The organism is Salmonella sp. 2020_1395 (genome assembly GCF_043848115.1).
GTDB classification, from domain to species: Bacteria; Pseudomonadota; Gammaproteobacteria; order Enterobacterales; family Enterobacteriaceae; genus Salmonella; species Salmonella enterica.
On the sequence record NZ_JBCMFH010000015.1, the window covers coordinates 1 to 20,995 of the forward strand.

Sequence of the window (20,995 nt, forward strand, 5' to 3'; positions counted from 1 at the left end):
AGGAACGTTGAAGACGACGACGTTGATAGGCCGGGTGTGTAAGCGCAGCGATGCGTTGAGCTAACCGGTACTAATGAACCGTGAGGCTTAACCTTACAACGCCGAAGATGTTTTGGCGGATGAGAGAAGATTTTCAGCACTGATTCAGATTACATCAGAACGTAAAAACGGTCTGATAACAGAATTTGCCTGGCGGCCGTAGCGCGGTGGTCCCACCTGACCCCATGCCGAACTCAGAAGTGAAACGCCGTAGCGCCGATGGTAGTGTGGGGTCTCCCCATGCGAGAGTAGGGAACTGCCAGGCATCAAATAAAACGAAGGGCCCTGTCGGAAGACAGGGCCTTTTGTTTTATCTGTGGTCTGTCGGTGAGCACTCTCCTGAGGAGGAGAAATCCGCCGGGAGCGGATTTGAACGTTGCGCAGCAACGGCCCGTAGGGTGGCGGGCATCAGACAAGTGAAGAAGCCCGTTCTGACGGACGGGCTTCTTTGCGTGTGTGGTAACTGTAAAACCGTAGGCCTGATAAGCGCAGCGCCATCAGGCAACCGGTACCGCCGGATGGCAGCTTCGCCTTATCCGGCCTACAAGGAACGTGCTTTCTCTAACCACCGCAAAATGAAGGCAGAAATCTGCGATACATCATTAAGATCCAAAACGGGTACCGCTACGGCAAGTGGAATATCACTGGCAACCGCAATAACATGCTCATCAAGAATCAATTCCTCCTCGCTGTGCCCACATCCCTGACGAAAAAGTAAGATCTTCGCAACTGCCTCGTGTTTAAACCCTTCTACCAGCACCATATCTAGCTTTGATGCATCCATCCGGCTCACCAGCCATGCCAGATCCAACTCTTCTTGCCCCGGCGTTTCAGTCATTAACGCCCAGCGCTGCTGACTGGCAACCAGCGTTTGTGCTGCCCCGGCCTTACGTAATTCGTAGCTATCTTTACCCGGTTTATCAACATCCATATCATGATGGGTATGCTTAATCAGCCCTGGCCGAATACCGTGCGCACAAAGTGCTGGGATCAGTTTTTTCAGCAGTGTTGTTTTTCCCGTGCCGCTCCACGCGGCAATGGCGAGTAGCGGTATCATGGTCTCTTTTGCCATTGCGCGAGTTCCTCCGGCGTGTTGACGTTCACAAATGCCTCCTTACAATCGCTGAAATCAACGGCGTGTCCGCCTACCTGGCGCATAAAAATCATTACCCGCCGCTCGCCTGCTTGCAAATAAGCTGTCAACTGGGGCTCAACGGCACGATTAATCAACGCGATCGTTGGATGATCGCGCTCTCCATCATGAACCCAAACCACGGGTGCGCCATGACGCTGCGCTGCTAAACGATCGACCAGGTTGTGGGGGATACAGGGATTGTCACAGGGGCAAAACAGAAACCAGTCGCCTGCTGCCTGCTGAAAAACGGAAAGCATACCCGCCAGCGGACCGGGAAAGTCAGCGATTGAATCCGGAATGACTTTCAGGCCGCTGGCCTGGTAGATATCCAGATGGCGATTAGCACTAATGACGACCGTAGCCAGTTGCGGCGCGAGCGCATCGGCAACGTGCCGCCAGAGCGGTTTCCCGTCCAGTTCAAGCAGACCTTTATCCGCACCTCCCATCCGCCTGGCTTTACCGCCTGCCAGCACCACGCCGGTTATTACTTCATCCAGATTCACCGATATCGCCTCTTTTATTGTGGGATTGACCCTGCTACCGTGTCTGTATCAAGAATAAGGAGCACAGCTATGAAATGTAAACGCCTGAATGAAGTCATTGAACTCCTCCAGCCAGCCTGGCAGAAAGAGCCTGATCTTAATCTGACGCAATTTTTGCAGAAACTGGCGAAAGAGTCAGGTTTTGACGGCAAACTGGAAGATTTAACTGATGATATCCTGATCTACCATCTGAAAATGCGCGATTCCGCCAAAGACGCCGCCATTCCAGGGATTCAAAAAGACTATGAAGAGGACTTTAAAACGGCGCTTTTACGCGCCCGCGGCGTTATTAAAGAGTAAAACCTTGTAAGCGGCGCCACCGAAATCGCCACGAAATGATATCCTGAATCATTCGTAGTATTTTCCGGATGATGGGATGAACGACAACGCTTTTACTTTCCAGACGCTACACCCGGAAACCATCATGGATGCGCTGTTTGAACAGGGGATCAGGGTGGATTCCGGGCTGACTCCACTAAACAGTTATGAAAACCGCGTCTATCAGTTTCAGGATGAAGACCGTCGACGTTTTGTCGTTAAGTTTTATCGTCCTGAACGCTGGTCTGTTGATCAAATTCGGGAAGAACACCAATTCGCGCTTGAACTGGTGAAGGATGAGGTTCCGGTTGCTGCTCCGCTCGCGTTTAATGGCCAGACGCTGTTAGCACATCAGGGCTATCATTATGCCATTTTCCCCAGCGTAGGCGGTCGTCAGTTTGAAGCAGATAATATCGATCAGATGGAGGCGGTAGGGCGTTATCTTGGTCGATTGCATCAGACGGGGCGAAAACGTCCTTTCACTTTCCGGCCTGACATTGGGCTTGCAGAGTATCTTTTTGAACCTCGCCAGGTATTCGAAGATGCCGCACTGATTCCCTCCGGGCAAAAAGCGGCTTTCCTGAAAGCCACTGATACTCTACTGTCTGCAGTTACCGAATGCTGGCGCACCGATTTCGCCACGCTGCGATTGCACGGCGATTGTCATGCCGGCAACATTCTATGGCGTGATGGACCGCTGTTTGTCGATTTAGATGATGCCCGTAACGGCCCGGCGATACAGGATTTATGGATGCTGCTGAACGGCGACAAAGCCGAACAGCGAATGCAGCTTGAAACCATTATTGAAGCTTATGAAGAAGTTAGTGAGTTCGATACGGCTGAAATTGGTCTCATTGAACCTTTACGCGCCATGCGTTTAGTTTATTATCTTGCCTGGTTGATTCGTCGTTGGGGCGATCCTGCGTTTCCAAAAAACTTTCCCTGGTTAACAGGGGAAGATTACTGGCAGCGACAGACAACGACTTTTATTGAGCAGACTAAAATTTTGCACGAACCCCCTTTACAATTAACGCCAATGTATTAATCGGAGAGAGTTGATCATGAAAAAGATTTGGCTGGCGCTGGCTGGTATGGTTTTAGCTTTTAGCGCCTCGGCAGCACAGATCAGCGACGGTAAACAGTATATCACGCTGGATAAACCGGTCGCTGGCGAACCCCAGGTACTGGAGTTTTTCTCCTTCTACTGCCCACATTGTTATCAGTTTGAAGAAGTGCTTCATGTGTCTGACAATGTGAAGAAAAAGCTGCCGGAAGGCACCAAAATGACCAAGTACCACGTTGAGTTCCTGGGGCCGTTGGGCAAGGAGCTCACCCAGGCATGGGCGGTGGCGATGGCGTTGGGTGTAGAAGATAAAGTCACGGTCCCGCTGTTTGAAGCCGTACAGAAAACCCAGACAGTACAATCTGCCGCGGATATCCGTAAAGTGTTCGTTGATGCGGGCGTCAAGGGCGAAGATTACGATGCGGCATGGAACAGCTTCGTGGTGAAATCACTGGTTGCGCAACAGGAGAAAGCCGCGGCTGACCTGCAACTGCAGGGCGTTCCGGCGATGTTCGTCAATGGCAAATACCAGATTAACCCACAAGGTATGGATACCAGCAGCATGGATGTTTTTGTTCAGCAGTATGCTGATACCGTGAAATATTTGGTTGATAAAAAATAAAAAGAACGCCGGTCACTGACCGGCGTTTTTATAAGATGTTTTAATCTCTTCTATCTGTATATCTTTCTTATCCCACAGCGTATTAAGCCAACGTTGAAAACGGCGTTTGAATGTTTTGTCGTTCACGTAATCGCCGTGCAGTTCTTCATTTATGGGTTCCAGTTGCACCCGAACAACAATACGCGTCAGCCTACCGCTTAGCATATCGTAGAAAGGGTGGCGATCGTTGTTTGGGTAACACAACGTAATATTAAGCAGCTTATCGAACTGTGAGCCTAAAACGTTAATCGCCATTGCAATACCGGCTGCTTTTGGCGGCAACAGATGTTGATAAGGTGAATGCGTTTGCTGACGTTTCTCATGCGTAAATCGCGAGCCTTCAACAAAGTTAACGATAGTGGTGGGATACCGACGAAACTTTTCGCAAGAGCGACGAGTTGTTTCAACATCTTTGCCGCGTCGATCGGGGTGTCGGAGCAGGTAGCTACGGGAGTAGCGCTTCATAAACGGCATATCTAATGCCCAGCACGCCAGGCCGATGAACGGCACCCAGGCCAATTGCTGTTTAAGAAAGTACTTATTCATTGGGATATGCTTGCGGAACAGAACGCAAAGCACAACGATATCGGCCCAGCTGCGATGATTACAAATCAGTAAATACCAATTTTTCTTGCTCAGCCCTTCTAACCCTTCTACATCCCATTGCAAGTGCGGATTAAGGCGTAACAGCGCTGCAAGACCAGCACACCAGCAATACATCATGAAATTGCAGAAAATGGAGACCTTGCGCCAGATACCGGGAACAGGCAAAAGGAGCTTTACCATACCGGCAACGATGATCGGTACGGAGCAAACAATAGTGACCAGGATGGTCAATACGATACTCAATGGGAGCGTGATAGCCGCGAGTATTCTCGTCATAATAAATTATTCAAAAGTTAGCCATAAACGGTGCGCGAAAAGGGCGCAAGAGGCTGATTCTATCAGAAAACGATGCTAATGATGGCGCTGAGTGAAATAGAAACACTCGTAACAACTATCCACATTATGATAACGGCATGAATCAGATAATCAGAAAAACGTGATGTTAACAACTCATTGAAAATAATGGTTAATTATTAAGATGAGAAGGCTATCGCGCTGATTTTAAAGTAATGGTAAGAATTTACACACAAAGTTATCCACAGGTTGTTTTGCGAGCGATCCTGAAGATCGACAAAACTTTTCCGCAAATGCGGCGAAAAACTCAAGTTTTCCTCCTGTATGTGGCATCCTTTAACCATAATCTGTTATACAGGCACGGACATTATGGTTCAGATCCCAGAAAACCCACTTATTCTCGTAGATGGCTCATCCTATCTCTATCGCGCCTATCATGCGTTTCCGCCGTTAACCAACAGCGCGGGAGAACCTACGGGCGCAATGTATGGTGTTCTCAACATGTTGCGCAGCCTGATCATGCAGTATCAGCCGACGCATGCTGCGGTGGTGTTTGACGCCAAAGGAAAAACCTTCCGTGATGAGCTCTTTGAACATTACAAATCGCATCGTCCTCCGATGCCGGATGATCTGCGAGCGCAAATAGAGCCGTTACATGCCATGGTTAAAGCCATGGGGTTACCTCTGCTGGCGGTCTCTGGCGTAGAAGCGGATGACGTTATCGGTACACTGGCGCGAGAAGCGGAGAAGGTGGGGCGTCCGGTATTAATCAGCACCGGCGATAAAGATATGGCACAGTTGGTGACGCCGAATATTACGCTGATCAACACCATGACTAACACTATCCTCGGCCCGGATGAAGTCGTTAATAAGTACGGCGTGCCGCCTGAGCTGATTATCGACTTTCTGGCGCTAATGGGGGACTCCTCGGATAATATTCCAGGCGTACCAGGCGTGGGTGAGAAGACGGCGCAAGCCTTGCTTCAGGGATTGGGCGGCCTGGATACGCTGTACGCCGAGCCGGAAAAAATTGCCGGTCTCACTTTCCGCGGCGCCAAAACGATGGCCGGTAAATTAGCGCAGAATAAAGACGTAGCGTACCTGTCTTATAAACTCGCCACCATTAAAACGGATGTTGAGCTGGAGCTGACCTGCGAACAGCTTGAAGTGCAGCAGCCGATTGCGGATGAACTGCTGGGCCTGTTTAAAAAATATGAGTTTAAGCGCTGGACGGCGGACGTTGAGTCAGGCAAGTGGCTACAGGCAAAGGGCGCGAAACCGGCGGCCAAACCGCAGGAAACGGTCGTTATTGATGAATCGCTCAGCGAACCGGCAGCGGCGCTCTCTTATGAAAATTATGTCACTATTCTGGACGACGTTACGCTGGAAAGCTGGATTGAAAAGCTGAAAAAAGCGCCAGTTTTTGCTTTCGACACGGAGACCGACAGTCTGGATAATATCGCCGCCAACCTGGTGGGCCTCTCTTTTGCTATCGAACCTGGCGTTGCCGCATATGTACCTGTCGCGCATGATTATCTGGACGCTCCGGATCAAATCTCCCGCCAGCGTGCTCTGGAACTGCTGAAGCCGCTGCTGGAAGATGAAAAAGTGCGCAAAGTGGGGCAAAACCTCAAGTACGATCGCGGCGTCTTGCAAAATTACGGTATTGAGCTGCGCGGTATCGCCTTCGATACCATGCTTGAGTCTTACATTCTGAACAGCGTCGCCGGACGCCATGATATGGACAGCTTGTCCGATCGTTGGCTGAAGCACAAAACTATCACCTTTGAAGACATTGCCGGTAAAGGTAAAAACCAGCTCACCTTTAACCAGATCGCACTGGAGGAAGCGGGGCGCTATGCGGCAGAAGATGCGGATGTCACGTTACAGTTGCATCTCAAAATGTGGCCTGAGCTCCAGCAGCACAAAGGCCCGCTGAATGTTTTCGAAAACATCGAAATGCCGCTGGTGCCGGTACTGTCACGCGTTGAGCGCAATGGTGTAAAAATCGATCCTGCCGTCCTGCACAAACATTCGGAAGAAATCACGCTACGTCTGGCGGAACTGGAAAAGAAAGCGCATGACATTGCGGGCGAGGCGTTCAACCTGTCCTCGACGAAGCAGTTGCAGACTATCCTGTTTGAAAAGCAGGGTATTAAGCCGCTGAAGAAAACGCCTGGCGGCGCGCCGTCAACGTCGGAAGAGGTGCTGGAGGAGCTGGCGCTGGACTATCCGCTGCCGAAAGTGATTCTGGAGTATCGTGGTCTGGCGAAGCTAAAATCCACCTATACCGATAAGCTGCCGCTGATGATTAACCCGAAAACCGGGCGCGTCCATACGTCCTATCATCAGGCGGTAACGGCGACGGGACGTTTATCGTCCACCGATCCGAACCTGCAAAATATTCCGGTGCGCAATGAAGAGGGCCGCCGCATTCGTCAGGCATTTATTGCGCCTGAGGATTATCTCATCGTGTCTGCGGACTATTCACAGATTGAGCTGCGTATTATGGCGCATCTTTCCCGTGATAAAGGACTACTCACGGCGTTCGCTGAAGGGAAGGATATTCACCGCGCAACGGCGGCGGAAGTCTTTGGCTTGCCGCTGGATAGCGTGACCGGGGAACAGCGCCGAAGTGCGAAAGCCATTAACTTTGGCCTGATTTACGGGATGAGCGCCTTCGGTCTTTCTCGCCAGCTTAATATTCCGCGTAAAGAGGCGCAGAAGTATATGGATCTCTACTTCGAACGCTATCCTGGCGTGCTGGAATACATGGAGCGCACCCGCGCTCAGGCAAAAGAACAAGGCTATGTGGAAACGCTGGAGGGACGCCGCCTTTACCTGCCGGATATTAAATCCAGCAACGCGGCGCGGCGCGCGGGGGCGGAACGCGCGGCGATCAATGCTCCCATGCAAGGAACGGCTGCCGATATCATCAAGCGCGCCATGATTGCCGTCGATGCCTGGCTACAGGCCGAGCAGCCGCGCGTGCGGATGATTATGCAGGTACACGATGAATTAGTGTTCGAGGTGCATAAAGACGACTTAGATGCGGTAGCAAAACGTATCCATCAGTTGATGGAAAACTGCACGCGTATTGATGTGCCGTTGCTGGTAGAAGTCGGTAGCGGGGAAAATTGGGATCAAGCGCACTAAGCATTTAAGGAATAACGCGCTTTTTTCGTAATTAAGCAACATAAGCACGGGAGTTTTGTGATGGGTATTAGAATTCCCTATGTAAAGAATGAAAAAAAATTACGAAAAGGTCTTTCTGTGTTGCTCAAAAAAGAGTAAAGTTATTCACGTAGGGTACAGAGGTAAGATGTTCTATCTTTCAGACCTTTTACTTCACGTAATCGGATTTGGCTGAATATTTTAGCCGCCCCAGTCAGTTTATGACTGGGGCGTTTTTTATTGGGCGTAAGAAAAGTTTCGCTCACACCGTAGGCCGGATAAGACGCGCAGCGGCGCCATCCGGCATAGCGGGTGATTATTCCCCGTCCTGAATCTCTTCGACCGGTGCCAGTTCGCTAAACCAGCTATCCAGTTTCTGACGTAACTTATCCACTCCCTGCTTTTTCAGCGAGGAAAACGCTTCTACCTGCACATCGCCATTAAAAGCCAGCACGGCTTCACGTACCATATTCAACTGCGCCTTGCGCGCGCCGCTGGCCAGTTTGTCCGCTTTGGTCAGCAGAACCAGAACCTGGATATTGCTCTCTACAGCCCACTGGATCATCTGTTGGTCGAGGTCTTTCAACGGATGGCGGATATCCATTAAAACGACTAAGCCCTGTAGGCTTTGACGTTTCTCCAGATATTCCCCCAGCGCGCGTTGCCACTTGCGTTTCATCTCTTCCGGGACTTCCGCGTAGCCATAGCCCGGCAGGTCGACCAACCGTTTGCCATCTACGACTTCAAACAGGTTAATCAATTGGGTACGGCCCGGCGTTTTAGAGGTACGCGCCAGGCTTTTTTGGTTGGTCAACGTGTTCAGGGCGCTGGATTTGCCTGCATTGGAACGGCCAGCAAAAGCCACTTCAATTCCGCAATCGGAAGGTAAATGGCGAATATCAGGCGCACTCATCACAAAATGCGTCTGTTGATAATTCAGGTTAGTCAAAGCGGTCGTCTCCGTCAGTCAAAGCATTGTGGCGATTATACCTGAACGCCAGCAAAAGACGGATTTTTCGGCGCGGCGGTGCTGTAAGTAAAAGCCATACGCTTTGTGAGACATTGACCATTGCACTTATGCGACATGACAGAGTCGTTGTCAGGCTCAAAGCCAGTTAATATAGTTAAATCATGAATTTATAGAAAGGTAATTGTCTGAAAAAAAGGGATTTGCCGTGTCGGTATCTTGTGAGTTTACCCCAAAAGAGTAAAGTAATGCACATAGCGAGGACGCTAACAGGATCAACGACTCAGGATGAGGGTCAGGAGCGCCAGGAGGCGAAGACACAGGATTGTCAGGAAGACAAACGTCCGGAGACGTTAGTAAAAGGAAATGGAAACAACATGGAATGTTCCAGGCTAAGGGAAAAACAGGGCGTGTTGATAGCCAACAGGGATGGTGGAACCCGTTAAGGGTCGTGAGTCAAGAAAAAAGGCGGCAGATTACTCTGTCGCCTTTTTTCTTTGCTTGCTTTCTGCTAGATTCCGCCTCAATTCTATACTGAATAAAACGGCTTAAAGATCTGACATCATGAAAAAACCAACCTCTGCACCGCGCAGTAAAGCCTTTGGCAAACAGCGTCGTAAAACGCGTGAAGAGTTAAACCAGGAGGCGCGCGACCGTAAACGCCTGAAAAAACATCGCGGTCATGCGCCGGGAAGTCGCGCGGCGGGCGGCAATTCCGCTTCGGGCGGCGGCAATCAGAATCAACAAAAAGATCCACGTATTGGCAGTAAAACACCTGTTCCATTGGGCGTGACTGAAAAAGTGACCCAACAGCATAAACCGAAAAGTGAGAAACCTATGCTTTCACCGCAGGCGGAGTTGGATTTACTGGAAACGGATGAGCGCCTGGATGCGCTGTTAGAACGTCTGGAAGCGGGCGAAACCCTGAGTGCGGAAGATCAAGCCTGGGTAGATGCCAAACTGGATCGTATTGATGAACTGATGCAGAAGCTTGGTCTGTCTTACGATGACGACGAAGAAGACGACGAAGAGGACGAGAAGCAGGAAGATATGATGCGCCTGCTAAGAGGCGGCAACTAACGGGTTTACACCGTGGGCTTGCCCGTCCTGCTTATAACCCTTCCGGTTATATGTTATCTGGTGTGGTTATTCGTTAAACTACAGCGATTGTCGCGGCGACAGAAATGGCTGCGCAGCCGGCTTGCCGCCCGTCATGGCGTGAAGCCGGTACGCCGTACCCGCCAGAGACGCCATCGGAAGGAGTGAGCATGTCTGAACAGCAAATAGACTGGGATCTGGCCCTGATCCAGAAATATAACTATTCCGGGCCACGATATACCTCGTACCCAACCGCGCTGGAGTTTTCTGAAGACTTCGAGGACGCCGCATTCTTGCAGGCTGTGGCGCGTTATCCTGAACGTCCGCTCTCGCTGTATGTGCATATCCCGTTTTGTCACAAGTTGTGTTATTTCTGCGGCTGCAACAAGATTGTCACCCGCCAACAGCATAAAGCTGACCAGTATCTTGACGCGCTTGAGCAGGAAATTCGCCATCGCGCGCCGCTGTTTGCAGACCGTCATGTCAGCCAGCTTCACTGGGGCGGCGGTACGCCTACTTACCTGAATAAAGCGCAAATCAGCCGCTTAATGACGCTGTTGCGTGAAAATTTCCACTTTAATACCGACGCGGAAATCTCGATCGAAGTCGATCCCCGTGAAATTGAGCTGGATGTGCTCGATCATTTACGTGCGGAAGGTTTTAACCGCCTGAGTATGGGCGTGCAGGACTTTAATAAAGAGGTGCAGCGCCTGGTTAACCGCGAGCAGGATGAAGAATTCATCTTTGCGTTGCTTAATCACGCCCGCGATATCGGCTTTACCTCGACCAATATCGACTTGATCTACGGTCTACCGAAACAGACGCCGGAAAGCTTCGCTTTCACGCTGAAGCGTGTGACGGAGCTGAACCCCGATCGTTTGAGCGTCTTTAACTATGCGCATCTGCCAACGCTTTTTGCCGCCCAGCGTAAAATTAAAGATGCCGATTTACCCAGTGCGCAGCAGAAACTGGATATTTTGCAGGAGACCATCGTATCGCTTACTCAGGCCGGTTATCAGTTTATCGGGATGGACCATTTTGCCCGTCCGGACGACGAACTGGCCGTCGCGCAGCGCGAAGGCGTGTTGCACCGTAATTTTCAGGGCTATACGACCCAGGGCGATACCGATCTGCTGGGGATGGGGGTTTCTGCTATCAGCATGATTGGCGATGGCTACATGCAGAACCAGAAAGAGCTGAAGCGTTATTACCAGCAAGTGGATGAGCGGGGCAATGCGCTATGGCGTGGTATTACGCTGACCCGTGATGATTGCATTCGTCGCGATGTTATCAAGGCGCTGATTTGTAACTTCCGCCTGGATTTTAACGCTGTCGCACAGCAGTGGGGTTTGCATTTCGCTGAGTATTTTGCCGAAGATTTGCAGTTACTGTCGCCGCTGGCGAAAGATGGGCTGGTGGATATTAGCGAGAAGGGAATTCAGGTGACGGCGAAAGGTCGTTTGCTGATCCGCAATATCTGCATGTGCTTTGACGCGTATCTGCGCCAGAAAGCGCGGATGCAGCAGTTCTCGCGCGTCATTTAGCCGGGTTGCACGGTGGCGCTGCGCTTACCGGGCCTACACGTTGCGACAACCTGTAGGCCGGATAAGCATTAGCGCCATCCGGCACATTGTCAGCTGAACAGTCCTACCAGCGCGGCACACAACACGGCGGCTAGCGCAGTTTGTGGCGTGTGGCTGTCGACCGCTCCACTCGATACCAGATTAATAATAGATTCTAACATAATGAATCCCCCCGTTTGCCGGGCATGATCATACTGAACTCATCGGAACAGTAAAGCGCAAAATAGCAGCGTTTTGCGCTCAATTATTAATCTTTACACTCGCGGGTAATGTTTACTCCATTCCCAGCTCTTTCAACTTCCGCGTTAGGGTGTTTCGCCCCCAACCGAGCAGCCTGGCGGCTTCCTGTTTATGACCCTGCGTATGGCGTAACGCCGTGGTCAGTAGCGTTCTTTCCAGTTCTGGCTGCGCTTCAGAAAGCAGGTTTTGATGACCGGATCGCAAGGCGCGGTCCGCCCATTGCGCCAGTAATGTAGCCCAGCTATCCGGCGGCAGGTGAGACGGGCTATCCGGCGCCGAGGCTTCAAACAGTTCGCCTGGTAAATCCTGGATCAATACCTCCTGTCCGGCGGCCATGACGGTGAGCCAGCGGCAGGTATTTTCTAACTGACGCACGTTACCAGGCCATGCCAGGCGTGTTAACGCCGTTTCGGTTTCTGGATGTAATAATTTGGCTTCCACGCCTAATTCACGGGCGGCGACCTGCAAAAAATGGCGCGCCAGGCGCGGAATATCCTCACGGCGTTCACGCAACGGCGGAAGATGGATACGAATCACGTTCAGGCGGTGGAACAGGTCTTCGCGGAATTTCCCTTCCTGAACGCGTCGTTCGAGGTTCTGGTGGGTGGCGGCGATAATGCGCACATCCACTTTTACCGGCGCGTACCCGCCCACACGGTAGAACTGTCCGTCAGCCAGCACGCGTAACAGACGAGTCTGGACATCCAGCGGCATATCGCCAATTTCGTCCAGAAACAGCGTGCCGCCGTCAGCCTGCTCGAAACGGCCCTGCCGGATGGTATTCGCCCCGGTAAAAGCGCCTTTCTCATGGCCAAACAGTTCGGATTCAATCAAATCTTTCGGGATGGCCGCCATATTGAGCGCGATAAACGGCGCTTTGGCGCGTGGGCTATGGCGATGTAGCGCATGGGCGACCAGTTCTTTACCGGTTCCTGATTCGCCGTTAATCAGCACGCTAATCGAAGAACGCGACAGCCGACCAATAATGCGAAACACATCCTGCATGGCGGGCGCTTCGCCTATCATGTCTGTTGTCGGGCCGTTAACCTCGATATTACGCGGCTGCTGCTGCTCCTGATAGTGGCTAATCGCGCGCTCGACCAGAGCGACGGCTTCATCAATATCAAACGGTTTAGGCAGATAATCAAACGCCCCCTGCTGATAAGCGCTCACGGCGGCATCTAAATCGGAATGCGCGGTCATAATGATGACCGGAAGCATCGGGTGACGCTGTTTAATCTGCTTTAATAGCGCCAGCCCGTCCATTCCCGGCATTCGGATATCCGACAGCAAGACGTCCGGCGTTTTACTGGCCAGCGCAGCCAGTACTTCATTACCATTCTCAAAGGTGGTACAGGTCAACCCTGCCCCGGCGAGAGCACGTTCAAGCACCCAACGGATGGAACTATCATCATCGACGACCCAGACTATTCCTCGTTGCATAAACACCTCTATTTCCGAATCGGCAGGTAAACCGAAAACTCGGTATGCCCCGGCCAACTGGTAAATTCAATTTTGCCGGCGTGTTGATCGATAAGATTACGGGCGATAGATAACCCAAGCCCGGTGCCTCCTTCGCGACCGCTGACCATCGGGTAGAACAGCGTATCCTGTAAATGGGGAGGAATGCCCGGCCCATTGTCTTCAACGTCTATACGCGCCGCCAGGCGATAGCGTTCGCCATGCAGCGTTAACTGGAAGGCGGTACGGGTACGCAGCGTAATTTCGCCGCCTTCCGGCCCCAGCGCCTGCAAGGCATTGCGGACAATATTCAGCAGTACTTGCTCAATTTGTTCCGGATCGTGCGGCAGTTCTGGCAGACTGGGGTCGTAATCGCGGATAAGCCGGACATTATCCGGCAGTTCCATCGACACCAGCGCCACCACGCGCTCCGCGACTTTATGTATGCTCTCGGTAATGTGCATTCCCGGGTGCTGCGGCCCCAGCAAACGATCGACAAGGTTGCGTAGCCTGTCGGCCTGTTCAATGATGACTTTGGTATATTCCGTTAGCGCCGGGTCGGGCAGCGCCTTGCTGAGTAGCTGCGCCGCGCCGCGCAGGCCGCCGAGCGGATTTTTGATTTCGTGCGCCAGACCGCGCACCAGATCGCGGGCGGCGATTTGCTGCGCGTGCTGCAACTGCTCCTGACTCAGACGACGCTGGTTATCCATCGGCGCCATTTCGAGCAGTATAAAATCGTCGGGCAGACGTTGGGCGGTCAAAGAGAGAATATGCGAGCGACTATCAATCACCAGCGTCACTTCGTTATCGGTAAAGCCTTGCCCTGCCGCTAAACTTTCGCGCATCAGGTCAATGTTTAACGAAAAATAGCTCAACAGTTCAGGTAACGGCGTCCCGAACAGTTTGCGTGAGCTTTGCGCGAGCAACTGCTGCGCGGCAGGATTGGCGTAATGGATTGCCAGCGCGTCGTCGACCACCAGCACGCTGTTGATTAACGAATTGAGGATCTGCCCAGCATCGGGCTGTATGCCGCTTGCCATTCAGCAGTCTCCTGGAAAAGGTTGCACCATTTTAGTGCATTATAGCTTTTTACTACTAAAAAGCGCGTGAGATCAGATTGTTGGTGGAGAAAAAAGCCCATCCTGGGATGGGCTGAAAGTTTCCACGGCAACTCAAAAACTCCTGACGCCTTTCACGCTGCTGCTGCGTTGGCTGCCTTCGCTTACCCCAGTCACATCGCTATCTATGCTCCTGGGGATGTGCTCAGTTGCCGCCTTGCAGCAACGCGAAATTCGTCGGATTTTTAATATACGATTAAACGCTGTAGTACAGCTCAAACTCTACCGGGTGCGGGGTCATACGCACGCGGTCATCTTCTTCGCGACGCAGCGCAATATACGCATCGATCGCTTCATCCGTGAACACGCCGCCTGCTTTCAGGAACTCGCGGTCCAGGTCCAGCGCGTTCAGCGCTTCTTCCAGAGAACCCGCTACCTGTGGGATCTCTTTCGCTTCTTCCGGCGGCAGGTCATACAGGTTTTTGTCCATGGCTTCGCCCGGGTGAATCTTATTCTTAATCCCGTCCAGACCGGCCATCAGCAGGGCGGCAAAGCACAGATACGGGTTAGCCGCCGGGTCCGGGAAGCGAACTTCGATACGGCGCGCTTTCGGAGACGCCACCACCGGAATACGGATGGAGGCGGAACGGTTACGGGCGGAGTAGGCCAGCATCACCGGCGCTTCGTAACCCGGGACCAGACGCTTGTAGGAGTTGGTGGTCGGGTTCGCCAGGGCGTTGATGGCTTTGGCGTGTTTGATGACGCCGCCGATGTAGTACAGCGCCTGCTCAGACAGACCGGCATATTTGTCGCCAGAGAACAGGTTGGTGCCGTTCTTCGCCAGCGACATGTGGCAGTGCATACCGGAACCGTTATCGCCGAACATCGGTTTTGGCATAAAGGTCGCGGTCTTACCGAAGCGGTGAGCCACGTTATGCACGACATATTTGTAAATCTGAATTTCGTCGGCTTTTTTGGTCATGGTGTTAAAGCGGGTCGCCACTTCGTTCTGACCTGCGGTCGCTACTTCGTGGTGGTGCGCTTCAACGACCAGGCCCATCTGCTCCATGACCAGACACATTTCAGAACGGATATCCTGCGCGGAGTCAACTGGCGGAACCGGGAAATAACCGCCTTTCACGCCCGGACGATGGCCTTTGTTGCCGCCTTCGTACTTGGTAGAGGAGTTCCAGGCGCCTTCAATATCGTCAATCGCCACATGTGAGCCGGAGATAGATGCGCCGAAGCGGATGTCGTCGAACAGGAAGAATTCAGGTTCCGGCCCAAACAGGACGGTATCGGCGATACCGGTCGCGCGCAGGTAGTCTTCCGCACGTTTTGCGATGGAACGTGGGTCACGGTCATAACCTTGCAGAGTGCCAGGCTCCAGGATGTCGCAACGGATAATCAGGGTAGAGTCCGCGAAGAACGGGTCAATCACTGCGGTGGATGCGTCTGGCATCAGCACCATGTCGGATTCGTTAATGCCTTTCCAGCCGCCGATAGAGGAGCCGTCAAACATTTTGCCTTCTTCAAAGAATTCGGCATTTACCTGATGAGCAGGAATCGTGACGTGCTGTTCTTTGCCTTTGGTATCGGTGAAGCGCAGATCAACAAACTTCACTTCGTGCTCGTTCAGCATCGTCAAAACGTGTTCAGCGGACATACTTGTACTCTCCCGGATTGGTCATGGTCGGTCGTCGTGGTAACGAGATCTTCAATTCTGCTGGCCGTGTCGCCGTAAAAATATAAAGCGAAATCTGTGCCAACTTTCACATTGCCCCCAAAAGGCGTTATCATGCGTACCATCGTGCAAAAGGGCTGCACCACGGTGACTATGTTGCACCAAAATAGTGCTTTAATGTGAACATTGAGCACCACATTGGTGCAATAGAACGCAAGCCACCCTTTTAACGCTCCGTGAAAGCGATCACAAAGAGACTCTGCAATACTTGTTTGCGGAGGATGTTTGTGATCCTGTTTTGTAGTGCGATTAATCCGTGTACAATAACGCGCTATTTCTAATGCCTGAGGCAAAGTTGTGATCGAAAATTTGCGTAACATCGCCATCATCGCGCACGTTGACCATGGTAAAACTACCCTGGTTGATAAGCTGCTCCAGCAATCCGGTACGTTCGACGCGCGTGCCGAAACTCAAGAGCGAGTGATGGACTCCAACGATTTGGAGAAAGAGCGTGGTATTACTATCCTCGCTAAAAACACCGCTATTAAATGGAATGATTACCGTATCAACATCGTTGATACTCCCGGGCACGCTGACTTCGGTGGTGAAGTAGAGCGCGTCATGTCCATGGTTGACTCTGTGCTGCTGGTGGTTGACGCATTTGACGGCCCGATGCCGCAAACGCGCTTCGTGACCAAAAAAGCCTTTGCTCATGGCCTGAAACCTATTGTGGTTATCAACAAGGTTGACCGTCCTGGCGCGCGCCCTGACTGGGTTGTTGACCAGGTATTCGACCTGTTTGTTAACCTCGACGCGACCGACGAACAGCTGGACTTCCCGATCATCTACGCTTCGGCGCTGAACGGTATCGCGGGTCTGGACCACGAAGATATGGCGGAAGACATGACCCCGCTGTATCAGGCGATCATTGATCATGTTCCGGCGCCGGACGTTGACCTCGATGGTCCGTTGCAGATGCAGATCTCCCAGCTGGACTACAACAACTACGTTGGCGTTATCGGCATCGGCCGTATCAAACGCGGCAAAGTGAAGCCGAACCAGCAGGTCACTATCATCGATAGTGAAGGGAAAACCCGTAACGCGAAAGTAGGTAAAGTGCTGACGCATCTGGGTCTGGAGCGTATCGACAGCGATATCGCCGAAGCGGGCGATATCATTGCGATCACCGGTCTGGGCGAGCTGAACATTTCCGACACCATCTGCGACCCGCAGAACGTTGAAGCGCTGCCGGCGCTGTCCGTTGATGAGCCGACCGTGTCTATGTTCTTCTGCGTTAACACCTCGCCGTTCTGCGGTAAAGAAGGTAAGTTTGTGACTTCTCGTCAGATTCTTGACCGTCTGAACAAAGAGCTGGTGCATAACGTGGCGCTGCGCGTTGAAGAAACCGAAGATGCGGATGCGTTCCGTGTATCCGGTCGTGGCGAACTGCACCTGTCCGTGCTGATTGAAAATATGCGTCGTGAAGGTTTCGAACTGGCGGTTTCCCGTCCGAAAGTTATCTTCCGTGAAATCGACGGTCGTAAACAAGAGCCGTACGAAAACGTGACGCTGGACGTCGAAGAGCAGCACCAGGGGTCTGTCATGCAGGCGCTGGGCGAGCGTAAAGGCGACCTGAAAAACATGAATCCGGACGGTAAAGGCCGCGTACGTCTCGACTACGTGATCCCAAGCCGTGGGCTGATTGGTTTCCGTTCAGAATTCATGACCATGACTTCCGGTACGGGTCTGCTGTACTCCACCTTCAGCCATTACGACGATATTCGTCCGGGTGAAGTGGGTCAGCGTCAGAACGGCGTACTGATCTCCAACGGTCAGGGTAAAGCGGTGGCGTTTGCGCTGTTCGGTTTGCAGGATCGCGGTAAGCTGTTCCTGGGTCACGGCGCGGAAGTTTATGAAGGCCAGATTATTGGTATTCACAGTCGCTCCAACGACCTGACGGTAAACTGCCTGACCGGTAAGAAACTGACCAACATGCGTGCGTCTGGTACGGATGAAGCGGTGATTCTGGTTCCGCCAATTAAAATGAGCCTTGAGCAAGCGCTGGAGTTCATTGATGACGACGAACTGGTAGAAGTCACCCCAACCTCTATCCGTATCCGTAAACGTCACCTGACGGAAAACGATCGCCGCCGTGCGAACCGTGGTCAGAAAGAAGAGTAATTAACGTTCTTACGGATAAAAACCCTGCCGAAATGAAAACTCGGCGGGGTTTTTTTATTCACATTGATAAAGGGATAAGGTTGTCAAAAAATCAGCAATCGCTGGCGTATTATGCCGACCAATGACGCTATCCGCATACATCTTTGCCCGAGCGCTGGCATTCCCCATCGCGACGCCCAATCCGGCTAAACGTAGCATTTCCGCATCGTTATCATTATCGCCAAACGCCATCACTTCGCGCATTGCGATATGCTGTTGCTGTGCATATCTGGCGAGGCTTTGTCCTTTGCTACACCCCTTCTGGAGAATATCCAGTTGATGATGCCAGGACCAGGTACAGCTTAGCTGTAATTCATGCTGTATAAACTCAGCAATATTTTGTAGTTGTTTTATGTGCCGATGAACGACGCTGATTTGCCAGATATTCTCCCTACTGCTTAGCTCATCAGCCTGAAAGATTATTTTATCATCAGCACGAATTGTCGGTTTAAGCGGATATACCCGCGCCAGTATTTTTTCCGTTTGTAAGTGCGTCAGCGGCAGCGGATGAAGGATCTGCTGTTGAGCCGGTTGATAAATATAACTTCCGTTACAACAGATCATCGGTTCGGTGAGCGCCAGCGTTTGATAATACGCATAGGCTTCACGATGAGAGCGACCGGTGACAAGCATTATTCGGCAGCCCATGTCCTGCATCTGACGGATAGCGGTTAGCGACTCTGGCAGAATTTGTTTATTACGGTTTAGCAGCGTTCCATCAAGATCAAAAGCGATTAAACGATATCGCATGAGCGTCCGATCCTAAAACAGCGTGAGGCATCCAGGTGATTCAGCAATGGAATATCGAGACGGTGCTGATAAGCGAGAAAACAGTGGCATTGTTTTGCCTGGCAGGCGGGAGAATTAAGCCGTTGCTGATATAAATTACCCATTTTAATTTTGCTGATATGACAAGCAAAAAGATCGCCTTCTGCATTCATAAAAATACTTTTTCTTCCTGCGGTACAGATATCCAGCTGCGCTGGCCACTGCTGCGTTTCAATCACATACAGCGGATCGAGTTCGCCGAAGGAGATGGTTTCCTCAACGGTATGCCGGGTATTGGCACACTCGTTGGCGTTAAACCAAAAATAATTCTGGTCAGGCAACTGCTGGCGGAGCCAACGAAACTGGTCGATATCTTTCATACTGGCGACAGCCCCCGCGCACCAGGTTATTCCGGCGGCAGAGAGCGCTAAACACTGCTGGAGAAAGCGCTCAGCGGTAATTTGTGAGGGATGAAAAGAACACCATAACCGAAGCTTTGAGATATCTCCGCCGCCAGCACGAAATGATTCCAGCAATGACATTAACGAAAAAGAGGCGTTAGTTTGTATGCCGACCGCCTGAACATGAGGATAGCGGCTAATTTCTGCCAGCGCCGCCATGTAATAACGCAAGCGTAGCGCCTCGCCATAAGGCGTAATCATCACATTCAACGGCGTACCTAAAAGAGGCAAATGGTCAACCATGCGCCATAGCGCGGCTTCGTCGCGTTTTTTATCGTTACGGGCGTGTTTATGGAACGGGCAATAGCCGCAATGATAATTACACGATTTAAGATAGCCGCGATAAAACAGCGTGTGAATATCGCGCAGGGCGGGGGCGCTCATCTCTGCCGATTCTCCCGTAGCATCACCTCAGGCGAAACGAACACAGGAGCAAGGCAATCGGATAATGCCATACCGGTCTCCGTTAGCCGGAGGCGACTGCTATTCTGATAACAGTAGCCTTGCTGTATAAAGCGTTCCAGGTCGGGGAAATCCCTTAGCGCATCGCTGGCAAAATATTGCTGATAATCGCTAAGAGAAAGTCCCTGCCAGAAAAATAGATTTTTAATGATAAAGCGGCGTTTCATTTCATCAGGGGGGAGCAGATAACCGTGATTAATGACGGTTTTATCCGGGCTGTCGATAAACGCCTGAATGATTTTTCGTGATGTCTGCAGGTTCGACGACCACGGCGAACAGTAATGCAGATTGCCAAGATAACTTCTGCCGCCCGCGCCGAGCGCCAGTGAGTTTTCAAATCCGCAGCTTTCCGCCGCGGCGGATGGCGCTGGATTAAGGACGAAACGGCGCATGGACGTTTGGGTATAGCCCGCGTTGCGTAAAAGATCGCGGGCTAAAACGTAGTAGCTATGCATATTTTCCTGGCGAGGCATATTATAAAGCGGATAAAGAAAAAGCTCTTCCGGTTGATAAACGAGCGCCTGATGTAACGATTCCGTCAGGCTTGCGTGAGTCTGGCCGGGAATGCCGTAAATAATATCAATATTGAGTGATGGAAAATGACCCGCCTTTAGCCATTCCAGCGCCTGGTGCGCGCTGGCGGCATTGTGGCGGCGATGCAGCGTATGTAACTCGCTATCATGAAAACTTTGTACGCCAATACTGACGCGATTAACGGAAAAGGCGTTTAATAGCGCTACTTTTTCTGCCGTGGTATCCGTAGGGGAAGTTTCAATTGTTTTATAAATATTCCAGTCAACATTGAGCACATCAAAGACGGAAAAAAATAACTTCTCTAATTGCGCAATGTTTAATAGCAGAGGTGTTCCGCCGCCTACGGTAAAGCTTGCCCAGTGGACGGGCGCCAGCGCCATTTGTTGGCCCTGGGTAATAATCGCGTCGATATAGCTATCAATGAACGTATTATCTGCGCCTGTACAGGTAAATAAATTACAGAACCCGCAGCGACTTTGACAAAACGGCATATGAACATACAGATGTGTGTCGTGCTCGTAAATGCGCGGTTTTACTTCGCTAAAGCTGACGTTCTCCAGCTCCCGATAAGCCGTCTTATGCGGATAACTGTACATATACTGACGATAAATATCATTGTTATTCATA

19 protein-coding genes and 2 rRNA genes are annotated in these 20,995 nt (G+C 51.6%); 10 read left to right on the plus strand and 11 right to left on the minus strand.

Annotated features, from left to right (window positions below; genetic code table 11):
- A 23S ribosomal RNA gene (locus ACH0WD_RS19495) occupies positions 1–95 on the plus strand; the annotation flags it as partial.
- 93 nt (positions 96–188) lie between these two features.
- Positions 189–304: ribosomal RNA gene (gene rrf, locus ACH0WD_RS19500) — 5S ribosomal RNA — on the plus strand.
- A 276-nt stretch (positions 305–580) separates the two neighbouring features.
- Here rrf and mobB read toward each other — a convergent pair.
- Positions 581–1,096, minus strand: a complete 516-nt coding sequence (gene mobB / locus ACH0WD_RS19505) for a molybdopterin-guanine dinucleotide biosynthesis protein MobB (protein WP_010989085.1) — start codon at positions 1,094–1,096, stop codon at positions 581–583.
- Complete coding sequence (gene mobA, locus ACH0WD_RS19510) at positions 1,093–1,677, minus strand: molybdenum cofactor guanylyltransferase MobA (RefSeq protein WP_001046873.1); 585 nt, start codon at positions 1,675–1,677, stop codon at positions 1,093–1,095. The genes mobB and mobA overlap by 4 nt, the downstream gene beginning before the upstream one ends.
- A gap of 69 nt (positions 1,678–1,746) precedes the next feature.
- Here mobA and ACH0WD_RS19515 point away from each other — a divergent pair, with 69 nt between their 5' ends.
- From ACH0WD_RS19515 to dsbA, 3 genes are all read left to right on the plus strand, one after another.
- Positions 1,747–2,016: a YihD family protein gene (locus ACH0WD_RS19515; RefSeq protein ID WP_000649858.1), complete on the plus strand. Its 270-nt coding sequence runs from the start codon at positions 1,747–1,749 to the stop codon at positions 2,014–2,016.
- Between the two features lie 76 nt (positions 2,017–2,092).
- Entirely contained in the window at positions 2,093–3,079 is a 987-nt protein-coding gene (locus tag ACH0WD_RS19520; RefSeq protein WP_000999264.1) for a serine/threonine protein kinase, read from the plus strand.
- Positions 3,080–3,095: 16 nt separating this feature from the next.
- Positions 3,096–3,719 (plus strand): thiol:disulfide interchange protein DsbA, encoded by a 624-nt coding sequence (gene dsbA, locus ACH0WD_RS19525; RefSeq protein WP_000725364.1) that lies wholly within the window; start codon positions 3,096–3,098, stop codon positions 3,717–3,719.
- A gap of 12 nt (positions 3,720–3,731) precedes the next feature.
- Here dsbA and ACH0WD_RS19530 read toward each other — a convergent pair whose 3' ends face one another.
- The gene (locus ACH0WD_RS19530) at positions 3,732–4,640 is read right to left on the minus strand and encodes an acyltransferase (protein ID WP_000196902.1); all 909 of its coding nucleotides are present in this window, start codon (positions 4,638–4,640) and stop codon (positions 3,732–3,734) included.
- A 387-nt stretch (positions 4,641–5,027) separates the two neighbouring features.
- Between ACH0WD_RS19530 and polA the strand changes: the two genes are divergently transcribed.
- Positions 5,028–7,814 carry a DNA polymerase I gene (gene polA / locus ACH0WD_RS19535; RefSeq protein WP_000249969.1) on the plus strand — a complete coding sequence of 929 codons (2,787 nt, stop codon included), beginning with the start codon at positions 5,028–5,030 and terminating at the stop codon, positions 7,812–7,814.
- 334 nt (positions 7,815–8,148) lie between these two features.
- Here polA and yihA read toward each other — a convergent pair whose 3' ends face one another.
- Entirely contained in the window at positions 8,149–8,781 is a 633-nt protein-coding gene (gene yihA / locus ACH0WD_RS19540) for a ribosome biogenesis GTP-binding protein YihA/YsxC (RefSeq protein WP_000183327.1), read from the minus strand.
- A 239-nt stretch (positions 8,782–9,020) separates the two neighbouring features.
- On the opposite strand from yihA, the gene ACH0WD_RS19545 reads away from it, so the two are divergent.
- The 3 genes from ACH0WD_RS19545 (at position 9,021) to hemN (ending at position 11,441) form a co-directional block, all read left to right on the plus strand.
- Positions 9,021–9,245, plus strand: a complete 225-nt coding sequence (locus ACH0WD_RS19545; protein ID WP_001541209.1) for a hypothetical protein — start codon at positions 9,021–9,023, stop codon at positions 9,243–9,245.
- Positions 9,246–9,363: 118 nt separating this feature from the next.
- Entirely contained in the window at positions 9,364–9,879 is a 516-nt protein-coding gene (gene yihI / locus ACH0WD_RS19550; protein ID WP_000743292.1) for a Der GTPase-activating protein YihI, read from the plus strand.
- A 188-nt stretch (positions 9,880–10,067) separates the two neighbouring features.
- A complete protein-coding gene (gene hemN / locus ACH0WD_RS19555) occupies positions 10,068–11,441 on the plus strand; it encodes an oxygen-independent coproporphyrinogen III oxidase (RefSeq protein WP_000003519.1) in 1,374 nt (457 codons plus the stop codon).
- A gap of 89 nt (positions 11,442–11,530) precedes the next feature.
- Here the strand turns inward: hemN and ACH0WD_RS19560 are convergent, their stop codons facing one another.
- From ACH0WD_RS19560 to glnA, 4 genes are all read right to left on the minus strand, one after another.
- Complete coding sequence (locus ACH0WD_RS19560; RefSeq protein WP_001578131.1) at positions 11,531–11,641, minus strand: YshB family small membrane protein; 111 nt, start codon at positions 11,639–11,641, stop codon at positions 11,531–11,533.
- 112 nt (positions 11,642–11,753) lie between these two features.
- Positions 11,754–13,163: a nitrogen regulation protein NR(I) gene (glnG, locus tag ACH0WD_RS19565; RefSeq protein ID WP_001188782.1), complete on the minus strand. Its 1,410-nt coding sequence runs from the start codon at positions 13,161–13,163 to the stop codon at positions 11,754–11,756.
- An 8-nt stretch (positions 13,164–13,171) separates the two neighbouring features.
- Complete coding sequence (glnL, locus tag ACH0WD_RS19570; protein WP_000146194.1) at positions 13,172–14,221, minus strand: nitrogen regulation protein NR(II); 1,050 nt, start codon at positions 14,219–14,221, stop codon at positions 13,172–13,174.
- A gap of 274 nt (positions 14,222–14,495) precedes the next feature.
- The gene (gene glnA, locus ACH0WD_RS19575; RefSeq protein ID WP_001271699.1) at positions 14,496–15,905 is read right to left on the minus strand and encodes a glutamate--ammonia ligase; all 1,410 of its coding nucleotides are present in this window, start codon (positions 15,903–15,905) and stop codon (positions 14,496–14,498) included.
- Between the two features lie 375 nt (positions 15,906–16,280).
- Here glnA and typA point away from each other — a divergent pair, with 375 nt between their 5' ends.
- Positions 16,281–18,104, plus strand: coding sequence for a ribosome-dependent GTPase TypA (typA, locus tag ACH0WD_RS19580; protein WP_000572060.1), 1,824 nt, complete (start codon positions 16,281–16,283; stop codon positions 18,102–18,104).
- Positions 18,105–18,158: 54 nt separating this feature from the next.
- Here the strand turns inward: typA and ACH0WD_RS19585 are convergent, their stop codons facing one another.
- Genes ACH0WD_RS19585 through ACH0WD_RS19595 form a run of 3 tightly spaced genes read right to left on the minus strand, consistent with a single transcriptional unit; the run spans position 18,159 to position 20,994 of the window.
- On the minus strand, positions 18,159–18,893 hold the full coding sequence (locus tag ACH0WD_RS19585; RefSeq protein ID WP_001270594.1) for a Cof-type HAD-IIB family hydrolase: 735 nt from the start codon (positions 18,891–18,893) through the stop codon (positions 18,159–18,161).
- The gene (locus ACH0WD_RS19590; protein ID WP_001747615.1) at positions 18,878–19,756 is read right to left on the minus strand and encodes an STM4011 family radical SAM protein; all 879 of its coding nucleotides are present in this window, start codon (positions 19,754–19,756) and stop codon (positions 18,878–18,880) included. The genes ACH0WD_RS19585 and ACH0WD_RS19590 overlap by 16 nt, the downstream gene beginning before the upstream one ends.
- Entirely contained in the window at positions 19,753–20,994 is a 1,242-nt protein-coding gene (locus ACH0WD_RS19595; RefSeq protein ID WP_001062052.1) for an STM4012 family radical SAM protein, read from the minus strand. Before ACH0WD_RS19595 ends, ACH0WD_RS19590 begins: the two co-directional genes overlap by 4 nt.
- Position 20,995 lies beyond the last annotated feature (1 nt).

What these genes read in the sequence shown, in the direction of transcription:
- mobB (WP_010989085.1), bottom strand. Translation starts at nt 1,096, where the DNA reads ATGATACCGCTACTCGCCATTGCCGCGTGGAGCGGCACGGGAAAAACA.
- ACH0WD_RS19515 (WP_000649858.1), top strand. Translation starts at nt 1,747, where the DNA reads ATGAAATGTAAACGCCTGAATGAAGTCATTGAACTCCTCCAGCCAGCC.
- ACH0WD_RS19520 (WP_000999264.1), top strand. Translation starts at nt 2,093, where the DNA reads ATGAACGACAACGCTTTTACTTTCCAGACGCTACACCCGGAAACCATC.
- dsbA (WP_000725364.1), top strand. Translation starts at nt 3,096, where the DNA reads ATGAAAAAGATTTGGCTGGCGCTGGCTGGTATGGTTTTAGCTTTTAGC.
- ACH0WD_RS19530 (WP_000196902.1), bottom strand. Translation starts at nt 4,640, where the DNA reads ATGACGAGAATACTCGCGGCTATCACGCTCCCATTGAGTATCGTATTG.
- polA (WP_000249969.1), top strand. Translation starts at nt 5,028, where the DNA reads ATGGTTCAGATCCCAGAAAACCCACTTATTCTCGTAGATGGCTCATCC.
- yihI (WP_000743292.1), top strand. Translation starts at nt 9,364, where the DNA reads ATGAAAAAACCAACCTCTGCACCGCGCAGTAAAGCCTTTGGCAAACAG.
- hemN (WP_000003519.1), top strand. Translation starts at nt 10,068, where the DNA reads ATGTCTGAACAGCAAATAGACTGGGATCTGGCCCTGATCCAGAAATAT.
- ACH0WD_RS19560 (WP_001578131.1), bottom strand. Translation starts at nt 11,641, where the DNA reads ATGTTAGAATCTATTATTAATCTGGTATCGAGTGGAGCGGTCGACAGC.
- glnG (WP_001188782.1), bottom strand. Translation starts at nt 13,163, where the DNA reads ATGCAACGAGGAATAGTCTGGGTCGTCGATGATGATAGTTCCATCCGT.
- glnL (WP_000146194.1), bottom strand. Translation starts at nt 14,221, where the DNA reads ATGGCAAGCGGCATACAGCCCGATGCTGGGCAGATCCTCAATTCGTTA.
- glnA (WP_001271699.1), bottom strand. Translation starts at nt 15,905, where the DNA reads ATGTCCGCTGAACACGTTTTGACGATGCTGAACGAGCACGAAGTGAAG.
- ACH0WD_RS19585 (WP_001270594.1), bottom strand. Translation starts at nt 18,893, where the DNA reads ATGCGATATCGTTTAATCGCTTTTGATCTTGATGGAACGCTGCTAAAC.
- ACH0WD_RS19590 (WP_001747615.1), bottom strand. Translation starts at nt 19,756, where the DNA reads ATGAGCGCCCCCGCCCTGCGCGATATTCACACGCTGTTTTATCGCGGC.
- ACH0WD_RS19595 (WP_001062052.1), bottom strand. Translation starts at nt 20,994, where the DNA reads ATGAATAACAATGATATTTATCGTCAGTATATGTACAGTTATCCGCAT.